8 protein-coding genes are annotated in these 9,520 nt (G+C 74.7%); 2 read left to right on the forward strand and 6 right to left on the reverse strand.

Going from position 1 to position 9,520, the window contains the following annotated elements; translation table 11 throughout:
- Positions 1-62: 62 nt before the first annotated feature.
- From M8H82_RS15895 to M8H82_RS15910, 4 genes are all read right to left on the reverse strand, one after another.
- Positions 63-983 carry a sirohydrochlorin chelatase gene (locus tag M8H82_RS15895; RefSeq protein WP_250074366.1) on the reverse strand — a complete coding sequence of 307 codons (921 nt, stop codon included), beginning with the start codon at positions 981-983 and terminating at the stop codon, positions 63-65.
- Positions 984-1,102: 119 nt separating this feature from the next.
- Positions 1,103-2,080: a BadF/BadG/BcrA/BcrD ATPase family protein gene (locus M8H82_RS15900; protein WP_250074368.1), complete on the reverse strand. Its 978-nt coding sequence runs from the start codon at positions 2,078-2,080 to the stop codon at positions 1,103-1,105.
- Entirely contained in the window at positions 2,077-2,754 is a 678-nt protein-coding gene (locus M8H82_RS15905) for a uracil-DNA glycosylase (protein WP_250074370.1), read from the reverse strand. The genes M8H82_RS15900 and M8H82_RS15905 overlap by 4 nt, the downstream gene beginning before the upstream one ends.
- Before the next feature lie 73 nt (positions 2,755-2,827).
- Positions 2,828-3,913, reverse strand: coding sequence for a sialidase family protein (locus M8H82_RS15910; protein WP_250074372.1), 1,086 nt, complete (start codon positions 3,911-3,913; stop codon positions 2,828-2,830).
- Between the two features lie 271 nt (positions 3,914-4,184).
- Between M8H82_RS15910 and M8H82_RS15915 the strand changes: the two genes are divergently transcribed.
- A complete protein-coding gene (locus M8H82_RS15915; RefSeq protein WP_250074374.1) occupies positions 4,185-4,748 on the forward strand; it encodes a hypothetical protein in 564 nt (187 codons plus the stop codon).
- 146 nt (positions 4,749-4,894) lie between these two features.
- On the opposite strand, the gene M8H82_RS15920 is transcribed toward M8H82_RS15915, so the two are convergent.
- A complete protein-coding gene (locus tag M8H82_RS15920) occupies positions 4,895-6,850 on the reverse strand; it encodes a HEAT repeat domain-containing protein (protein ID WP_250074376.1) in 1,956 nt (651 codons plus the stop codon).
- 127 nt (positions 6,851-6,977) lie between these two features.
- On the reverse strand, positions 6,978-8,633 hold the full coding sequence (locus M8H82_RS15925) for an acyl-CoA dehydrogenase family protein (protein ID WP_250074378.1): 1,656 nt from the start codon (positions 8,631-8,633) through the stop codon (positions 6,978-6,980).
- Positions 8,634-8,708: 75 nt separating this feature from the next.
- Here M8H82_RS15925 and M8H82_RS15930 point away from each other — a divergent pair, with 75 nt between their 5' ends.
- Positions 8,709-9,467, forward strand: a complete 759-nt coding sequence (locus M8H82_RS15930) for a PaaX family transcriptional regulator C-terminal domain-containing protein (protein ID WP_250074380.1) — start codon at positions 8,709-8,711, stop codon at positions 9,465-9,467.
- The last annotated feature ends 53 nt before the right edge of the window (positions 9,468-9,520 follow it).

Consider the following 9,520-nt stretch of genomic DNA (forward strand, 5'->3'; position numbering starts at 1 on the left):
ACGAAGGGCCCGCTCCCGGTGGAGCGGGCCCTTTCCGTCGTGCGGCGGGCGTCGGCCGGGTCTCAGCGGACCGGCGCGCCCTGCGGCTGCTGGGGGGCGATGCCCAGCGCCGTCGTGTACTTGGCCAGGGCCAGCTTGCCGATGGCCGGGTAGGCGCCGAGCGCCTCGGCGGCGGGGCAGCCCGCCTCCTGCGCCGCGTCCTCGATCAGCGCCGGGTCGATCTCCGGCCCTATCAGGTACGGGGCGAGCGCGAGCTGCTGCGAGCCGGAGCCGCGCAGCTGCTCGGCGACGGAGGCGATCGAGCCCTCCTGGTCCAGGGCCGCCGCCATCACCGGCACGGCGAGGCGCGCGGCGAGCAGCATGCCGGTGATCCCGGCCGCCTGCACCGCCTCGTCGCCACCCACGGAGGCCAGGATGATGCCGTCCGCGGCGGTCGCCACCGTGAACAGCCGGGCGCGGTCGGCGCGGGCCAGACCGGCCTCCGACAGCCGCACGTGCAGCGCCTCGGCGAGCAGCGGGTGCGGACCGAGCGCGTCGGTCAGATCGGCGGCGACCCGGCTGTCCATCACGGCCTGGCGGACCTGGCGCAGCAGCGAGCCGTCCGGACCGGCCAGCAGCGGAACGACGACTGCGACCGGGCCCTCGGGCGCCTTGGCCTCCACACCCGCAGCGATCGCCTGCTCATAACGGGCGGTGCGCTCCCGGGCGGCGTGCGCGAGCACGCTCTGCAGGGTGGGGAACTCCGCGTCGTCCCCGTCGAGGTACCCGATCCGGGCATCAAGGCCGGGCAGCTCCGAGCGGGCGATGCTCACGACCTCCTCGGCGAGGCTGCGCGTGGGGGCGCCCGGCATGCCAGGGACCGCGAGGACGAGCGCGGGCGCGCCCTCGGGAGCAGCCAGAGGCTCGGGTCGGCGGTGCCGTCCCGGCTGGCGGGGGCGCGGCATTCGTACTGGCAGGCCGGCGGGCCCAGTGGGGGAGCTCATGGCGCCGCATGTTACTGGCTTCCTGGGCTCCCCTGTTCGGGGAGGGTGCAGGTGAGCGGTATCCGTCCGGTTTTGTCTGATGAGTTACGCGCGTTGCGGCACCGGGCGGGCGCAGGTGATCAGTAAGCCCCGGCCCTGACCACGCAGAGCATCGATGGGTCACCCGGCAGAGTGAGCGTCCCGGACGCCAGTTCCGTCGCGATCCGGACAGCCCCGAGCAACGGATCCCCGTCGGCCGCCACCCGCCGAGCGTGCGGCAGCCGTCGCGACAACTCCGCCTCCAGGGGTACGAGGAGGGGGTCCCCCATCTTGAACAGCCCGCCGGTGAGCGCGACTCGCGGCTCCCCCTCGGCCGGGCAGACGGCGGCCGCGGACTCGGCCATGTGCCGGGCCGCCTCCCGCAGGATCCCCGCGGCGACCGGATCGCCCTCGGCGCAGGCGGCCACCTCGGGCGCGAAGGAGGCGAGGACGGCGGGGCGGTCGGCCCGCGGGTACAGCTGCCCGGGCAGTCCGGGCATCGGCCCGAACAGCTCCTCGGCGCGCGCCAGCAGACCGCTCGATCCACCGGGCCGCCCGTCGTAGGCCCGCAGCGCCGCCTCCAGCCCTGCCCGCCCGACCCACGCCCCGCCGCCGCAGTCGCCCAGCAGATGCCCCCAGCCGTCCGCCCGGCGCCAGCGCTCGAGGTCGGTGCCGACGGCGATCAGGCCGGTACCGGCCGCGAGGACGGCACCGGGCCGGGACCCGAGGGCGCCGGTGTAGGCGCTGACGGCGTCGGCGACCAGCGCCACCCTGCGAATGCCGAACTCCCGCCGCAGCGCGGCCGGGAGCTCCGCGCGCAGGCCGTCCCCGAGGGTGGCGAGCCCCGCGGCCCCGATCGCGGCGGTGTGCAACGGGGCGAGCCGGGCCTCAGCGGCCGACTCCCGCACCAGGGGCACCAGTTGCTCCATGAAGTGCCCGGCGTCGATCCCGCGCGCTCCGGTGCGCACCGGCTCGCGGGACTCCCGCTGGGCCAGCACGCCCCGCTCGACGGTGCCGACGACGACCCGCAGCCCGGATCCCCCCGAGTCGACGGCGAGGAGTCCGCGGGCCCCGGTCACGGCAGACGCCAGTCCACCGGCTGACCCCCCTGCCTGATCAGGAGGTCGTTGGCCCGGCTGAACGGCCGTGAGCCGAAGAAGCCGCGGTCGGCCGACATGGGGGAGGGGTGGGCGGACTCCACCGACGGCAGACTGCCCAGCAGCGGGCGCAGATTGCGGGCGTCCCGGCCCCACAGGATGGACACCAGCGGCTTGCCGCGCGCGGCCAGCGCCCGTATCGCCTGCTCGGTGACCTCCTCCCATCCCTTGCCCCGGTGCGCGGCGGGCTTGCGCGGAGCCGTGGTCAGCGCCCTGTTGAGCAGCAGCACGCCCTGCTCCGTCCACGGCGTCAGATCACCGCTGGCCGGCTGCGGCAGCCCGAGGTCGGTGGTCAGCTCCCGGTAGATGTTGATGAGGCTGCCGGGCAGCGGACGCACCTCGGGCGCCACCGAGAAGGACAGTCCCACCGCGTGTCCCGGTGTCGGATAGGGGTCCTGTCCGACGATCAGGACGCGCACGTCGTCGAAGGGCTGCTGGAAGGCCCGCAGCACATTCGGTCCGGCGGGCAGGTAGGTGCGTCCCGCGGCGATCTCCGCACGCAGGAAGTCGCCCATCTCGGCGATCCGTCCGGCGACGGGTTCGAGGGCCTTCGCCCAGCCCGGTTCGACGATCTCATGCAAGGGTCGTGGTGCCACGGGCGTCACCCTACTGCCGTACACGCGGCGGCGATCAACCGGTGGCCACGGCCCGGCCGTAACCCGCTGCGGCTCATCCGACCACCGCCGCGCGCACGCACAGCACGTCCGGCAGGTGCGAGGCCAGCTGCCGCCAGGAGTCGCCGTCGTCGGCGGAGGCGAACACCTCGCCGTTGCGGTTGCCGAAGTACACGCCCGCCGGGTCCGCGTCGTCGGTGCACAGGGCGTCCCGCAGGACCGTGCCGAAGTGGTCCTCCTGCGGCAGCCCCGCCGACAGCGCCTCCCACGTCTTGCCCGCGTCCGCCGTGCGGAAGACCCGGCATCTGCGGTCCGCGGGCACCCGGTCGGAGTCGGCGGTGATCGGGAAGACGTACGCGGTGTCCCCGCGGTGCGGATGGGCGGCCGCGGCGAAACCGAACGTCGACGGCAGGCCCTCGCCGATGTCGGTCCAGGTCGAGCCCGCGTCGTCGCTGCGGTACACGCCCCAGTGGTTCTGCAGATAGAGCCGGTCCAAGGTCACCGCGTCCCGTGTCACCTTGTGCACGCACTGGCCGAACTCCGGGTTGGGGTCGGGCAGGAACACCGCCGCGACACCGGAGTTGGAAGGCGTCCAGCTCGCGCCGCCGTCCGAGGTGCGGAAGACGCCCGCGGTCGACACGGCCACGGTCACCGACCGCGGGTCACGGGTGTCGGTCAGTACCGTGTGCAGGCCCTCCCCGCCGCCGCCCGGCACCCACTGGGAGCGGGTGGGGTGCTCCCACAGCGGGCGGACCAGCTCGAAGCTCTCGCCGCGGTCCTCCGAGCGGTACAGCGCGGCCGGTTCCGTGCCCGCGTAGACCACGTCCGGTTCGGCCGCGGCCGGGTGCAGTTGCCACACCCGCTCCAGCGAAGCCCCGGTGTCCTTGGGGAACTTGACGGCCGGCTGGGACGGCTCGGTCCAGGTGCGGCCCAGGTCGTCGGAGTGGAACACCGACGGCCCCCAGTGCGCGCTGTCCCCGCCGGCCAGCAGCCGGGGGGTCTCGCCGCGGGTGTCGATGGCGACCGAGTACACCGCCTGTGCGTTGAAGTAGGGGCTCTCGTCGAACTCCCAGGCGCCACCCCGCTTCCGGCCGATGAACAGGCCCTTGCGTGTGCCCACGGCCAGCAGTACCTCGGTCATGCCGATCACCTCCGCGACGTCTTTGTCTGAGACACCGGCCAGTCTGCACCCCGGCACTGACAGTCACCTCTGGAAGCGGCTTCGTCGCAGGTCAGGGCGGCGATGATAGCTCGCTGTCCGGGCGGGCGGGGCGGTTTCCGAAAGACCCGAGCGGCGGTTTCGGGGCGTGTGCGACGGTCGGGGACCGGCGGATGTGGTGAGTGCCGGGCCGCCCGGCGTCGTATGGGAGGGCGGCCCGGCAGGTCGGTGTGCGCAGAGGAGGAAGCCCGCGATGGCGCTGCGAGGTCCGAGGGTGTGGCTGTGGCGCTGGCGGCGCAATCCGCTCAAGCGCCGCGCCGACGCGGTGGAGTCCTGGGTGCTGCTCGCGGCCTGGGCGGTGACCATCCTCGTCGGGGCGGCCGTCGGCTCCGCCACCGCCGGTTCCGTCGAGCACGGCCTGGCGCGCGAACGCGCCGAGTGGCGCCCCGTGCAGGCCCGGCTGACCGCGCACGCGCCCGGTGTCTTCAACGGCGAGCGGATGTGGGCGGAGGTGAGCTGGACGGCCCCGGACGGCTCCCACCGCACCGGCCAGGTCCGGGTGCGCCCGGGCAGCGAGGCCGGGACCGCGGTCACCGTCTGGACGGACCCCTCGGGCCGTCTGGTCACCGAGCCCGCCACCGCCGCCCAGGCCCGCTCCCGCGCCGCCCTCGCCGGGGGCATGGTGGGAGCGGGTGCGGCGGTCGTGCCGTTCCTGGCCGGCCGCATGCTGCGCGGACGCCTGGAGCGGCAGCGGATCGACCAGTGGGAGACCGAATGGGCTCGCTTCGGTCCGCTGTGGGGGCGCACAACGGGGTGAGCAGCGGGCCGGGGTCAGGGCCGGGGGCCCGGCCGGGCGGTGGTGCCTGACACAGCTGACCCCGTCGCCGGGAATGCCGTGGCCCTCGCTGTGAGCCGTCGGCCGGCGGGGCGCGGCGAGTTTCGCGATGCGGCCTATCGTCGGGCCTAGTGTGCCGGCAGCACCTCCCGGCACAGCCGCAGCAGTTCCTCGTCGTGCGGGATGTCGTGGCTGCCGTAGCCCTCGCAGTGGGCCGTGTGCCGGCGGCGCGCGGCGAGTTCCGCTGTCACGAGGTCGCCGAGCGGGGCGCCTGCCGGGCCCATGGCGTGGAGGCACGCGGCGATCGCGCGGCGCAGCTGCGGCTTCTCGGTCCAGGCGGAGCGCAGCACGGGGATGACCGACTCCGCCTCGCCGTCGATCCGCCACAGGGCGCACGCCGCCGTCGCCCGTCGCTCCGCCTGCCCCGGGGTCCGCGCCGCCCGGCGCAGTTCCGGCAGCGCGGCACGAGCCGCGGGCCCCATCCGCCCCACCGCCTCGGCCGCCGTGCCCCATCGACGGGAGTCGAAGTGCCTCAACTCCTCCAGCAGGACCGGAAGTACGGCGGAGGCGTCCCGCTCGACCGACCACAGGGCAGCCGCCGCCGGGACGGCGAACTCCGTGTCCAGCAGCCGCGACAGCGCCGGTACCGCCTCCCGCGCCGCGGAGCCCCACGCGCCGAGCGCCGCCACCGCGTACTCGACGGCCCCGCCCTCCAGCAACCGCAGCGCCTCGGGCACCGCCTCGGCGTCCCGGAGCACGGTGAGCGCCCGCAGCAGCGGCGCCGCCCGCCCCGGGGTCCCGGGGTCGTCGGGGGTGAGGGAGCCCAGTCGGCGCCGCAGTGCTGGTGCGAGCGGTGCGGCGGCGGCGCCCAGCCAGGTGATCTCCTGGCCCACATCGTCCGGCACCACGGTCCCGGCCAGCACCTCGCCCAGCACCGGCACGGCCCGCGGATCCCCGCACCGCACCAGCGCCCTCAGCGGATCACCCAAGGTGGGCGCACCGCGCTCCCACTGCCGGACCCAGAGCTCGGGACGGGCCGTCACCAGCCTGTGCAGACCGTCCGCCGCCGGAGCGGCCAGCCCGAAGAGCTGCTTCAAGGCGGCCACCGCCGCATCCCGCAACCGGTCCTCCGGCGCGTCCAGTTGCGTCCCGATCAGCGCGACCGGCTCGCTGAAGTCGGCACGCCAGGTGCGGAACAGGCCGCCCGACATCCACACCGCGTTGCACCGGTCCGCCCAGTCAGGACTGCTCAACTGTCCGACCAGCAGGGCGATCCGGTCGCCGGTCCGGCCGTCGAGCGCGTTGTGCAGCGTGCGCAGCAGCTGGGAGCCCTCCTCGTCGGACGGCCGCAGCCGGCGCAGCCGGCCCACGAGGGTGTCGGTGTGCGGGCGGGCGCTCAGCGCCGCCCGGCGGGACCGCCGCTCGGACCGCTCCCGCAGCAGCCGGACCGCGGTGGGGACCAGGTCGGCGGGCATGCGGTCGGGTGCGCACCCGGCGAGCTGGCCGAGCGCGGCCAGCCGTAGCTCCGGTTCGTACGGCAGCGCGGTCTGCGCCGCCAGGAGGTCCACCGCGGCGTCGGCGTGCGAGGGGTTCCTCCGGGCGTACAGTCCCAGGCTCTCGATGAGGGCGCACAGGACCCGGTCGTCGCGTTCCACGGTGATCCGCTCCCGTAACAGGTCCAGCACCCGGGCCGGTCGGTCCAGGAACCGCACCAGCGCGCCGAGGGCCGTCCGGCGCACCCCCGGATCCGGGTCCCCGGCGAGCCGGGCGAAGACCTCGGCGCCGTCCCGTACGGCCGACGGTCCTTGACCTTCCCCGCCGATGCTGACCAGCAGCTCCACCACGGCGCCCCGGTCCGGCAGGTCGGGACACTCCGCCAGCGCGAACAGGAACGGAACGCAGGCGAGCGTCGAGTCGTACACGTCTCCCTGATGGTGCACCGCGCCGTACAGACCGTCGAGCGCGGTCTCACGCTCGGCGGGGTCCGCCGAGGCCAGGCCCCTCAGCAGTGCGGGCACGTCCTCGGCGCTGCCGTACGCATGGCGCATCGAGGCCCAGTCGACCTCGTCGATCCCCGTGAACACGTAGTCCTCCCCAGGCAGTGCCTCCTGCCTCCGGAGTCTGCACCACGGCACTGACAGCGGGGTGGAATCAAGACGTAACTGTGTGTGCGATCCCGGCTGAGTGCGATCCGGACCGTGTGCGATCCGGTCAGTACCCGGCGGGCAGGGCCCGGTCCAGTACGGCGTCCAGGTCCGCAGTGTCGGGCAGGGTGCCGAAGGCGTGGCCCCAGTCGCCGCCCAGGCGGGTCGCGCAGAACGCGTCGGCGACCGCGGTCGGTGCGTGCCGGACCAGCAGGGACGCCTGGAGCGCCATCGCCATCAGCTCCACCAGACGCCGGGCACCGGTCGGGGAGGCCTCGGACAGCATGCCCTTCAGCCGGATCACGGCCGCGTCGAGCCGGGCGTCCGCCCCCCGGGCCAGGGCGAGTTCGCCGAACAGGGCCTCGGCCGCGCCCTGCTCCTTGCCGAGCGCGCGCAGCACGTCGAGGGCGTTGACGTTGCCCGAGCCCTCCCAGATCGACAGCAGCGGCGCCTCGCGGTAGTGGCGGGGCATGCCGGAGTCCTCGACATAGCCGTTGCCGCCGAGGCACTCCAGGGCCTCCGCGGTGAAGGCGGGGCCGCGCTTGGTGACCCAGTACTTGCCGACGGCGGTGGCGATCCGCCGGAACGCCGCCTCGCCCGCGTCCCCGCGCACCGCCCGGTCGGCCGCTCCCGCCAGCCGCAGGGTGAGCGCGGTGGCGGCCTCGGACTCCAGCGCGAGGTCGGCCAGAACATTGCGCATCAGCGGCTGATCCAGCAGCCGTGCGCCGAACGCGCTGCGGTGCCGTGCGTGATGCCCGGCCTCCACCAGCGTCTTGCGCATCAGCGCCGCCGACATGGTCACGCAGTCCAGACGCGTGCAGTTGACCATCTCGATGATGGTCTTCACGCCCCGTCCCTCGGGCCCCACCAGCCAGGCGACGGTCCCGTCGAACTCCGGCTCGCAGGAGGCGTTGGAGCGGTTGCCCAGCTTCTCCTTGAGGCGCTGGATGCGGAAGGCGTTGCGGGTGCCGTCGGGCAGGATGCGCGGCACGAGGAAGCAGGACAGACCGCCCGGTGCCTGCGCCAGTACCAGGAAGACGTCGCACATGGGCGCCGAGGTGAACCACTTGTGGCCGCGCAGGGTGTACACGCCGGGTTCGGCGGTGGGTGTGGCGGTGGTGGTGTTGGTCCGGACGTCCGAGCCGCCCTGCTTCTCGGTCATCCCCATGCCCGCGAGCAGACCCCGCTTCTCGGTCGGCACCCGCAGCCCCGGGTCGTACTCCCTGCTGGTCAGCAGGGGTTCGTAGACCTTGGCGAGCTCCGGCTGGGCGCGCAGCGCGGGGACGGCGGCGTAGGTCATCGACGTCGGACAGCCGTGTCCGGCGTCGGTGTGCCCCCAGACCAGACCGCCGGCGCTGCGGGCGACGTGGGCGCCCGCCCGCGCGTCGGCCCAGGGCGCCGCGGCCAGCCCTTCGGTCACCGCGACCCGCATCAGGTGGTGCCAGCTCGGGTGGAACTCCACCTCGTCGACGCGATGGCCGTACCGGTCGTGCGTGCGCAGCTCCGGCTCGCGGCGGTTGGCCTGTTCGCTCCACTCCTGGGCGGCGACACCGCCCGCCTCGCGGCCCAGCCGCCGGATGTCCGCCTCGGCCCACCCGGCGCCCTCGCGCCGCAGCCCCTCGAACAGGGCCGTGTCCTCGGAGGCGTCGTAAGGGGCCAGGGGAGGGGGCTGGTTGGTGACGTCGTGCGTGGCGTACGGCGCGTGCCGGGGTGTCAGGACCATACGGCGAGTGTTGCACTTCGGCTACAGTCGCAGCAATAGTGCAACATCAAGATCGGCGCCGTACAGTACGTGCTCATGGGGACGGACGAGGCGGCGGAGGCGGGAGCGCTCGCCCTGCGCCCGCTGTCCGCGCGTTCGGTGGTGCTGAGCCTGCTGCTCGGCAGCCATCCGCCGGAGCTGCCCGTGAAGGACCTCGTGCGCGGCGTGGAGCCCTTCGGGGTGGGCGGCTCCACGGTGCGGGCCGCGCTCAGCCGGATGGTGGCCGCCGGGGATCTGCACCGCGAGGACACCGTCTACCGGCTCAGCGACCGGCTGCTGGAGCGTCAGCGCCGCCAGGACGAGGCCGTACGTCCCCGCACGCGCGCGTGGGACGGCGACTGGGAGATGGTCGTCATCACTGCCACCGGTCGCGGCCCCGCCCAACGGGCCGAACTGCGCGCCCGGCTCACCGCCCTGCGCCTGGCCGAACTCCGCGAGGGCGTCTGGCTGCGCCCCGCCAACCTGGCCCGCCCCCTGCCGGCCGACCTGGACCCGGTGGTCCAGCACTGGACGGCCCGCCCGGCCGCTCCCGCGCAAGAGGCGGCACGCGCCCTGTGGCCCCTGGACACCTGGTCCGCGACGGCCCGGGCCCTCCTCGCGCACATCGCCGGGACGGACCGCCCCGCCCCCCGCTTCACGGCCTTCGCCGCAGCCGTACGCCACCTGCTGACCGACCCGGTCCTCCCACCCGGACTCCTCCCCTCCGACTGGCCGGGCCCCGCACTCCGCGCCGCCTACACCGCGTACCAGCAAGAGGTGACGGAACAGCTACGCGCGCGTGCCGAGCGGACCTGACGGATCGGCCGAGCAGCAGCGGGAGGGGGAGTACTCGGGCAGTCGACCGGTTG

Source organism: Streptomyces sp. YS415, from assembly GCF_023544665.1.
Taxonomy (GTDB): Bacteria; Actinomycetota; Actinomycetes; order Streptomycetales; family Streptomycetaceae; genus Streptomyces.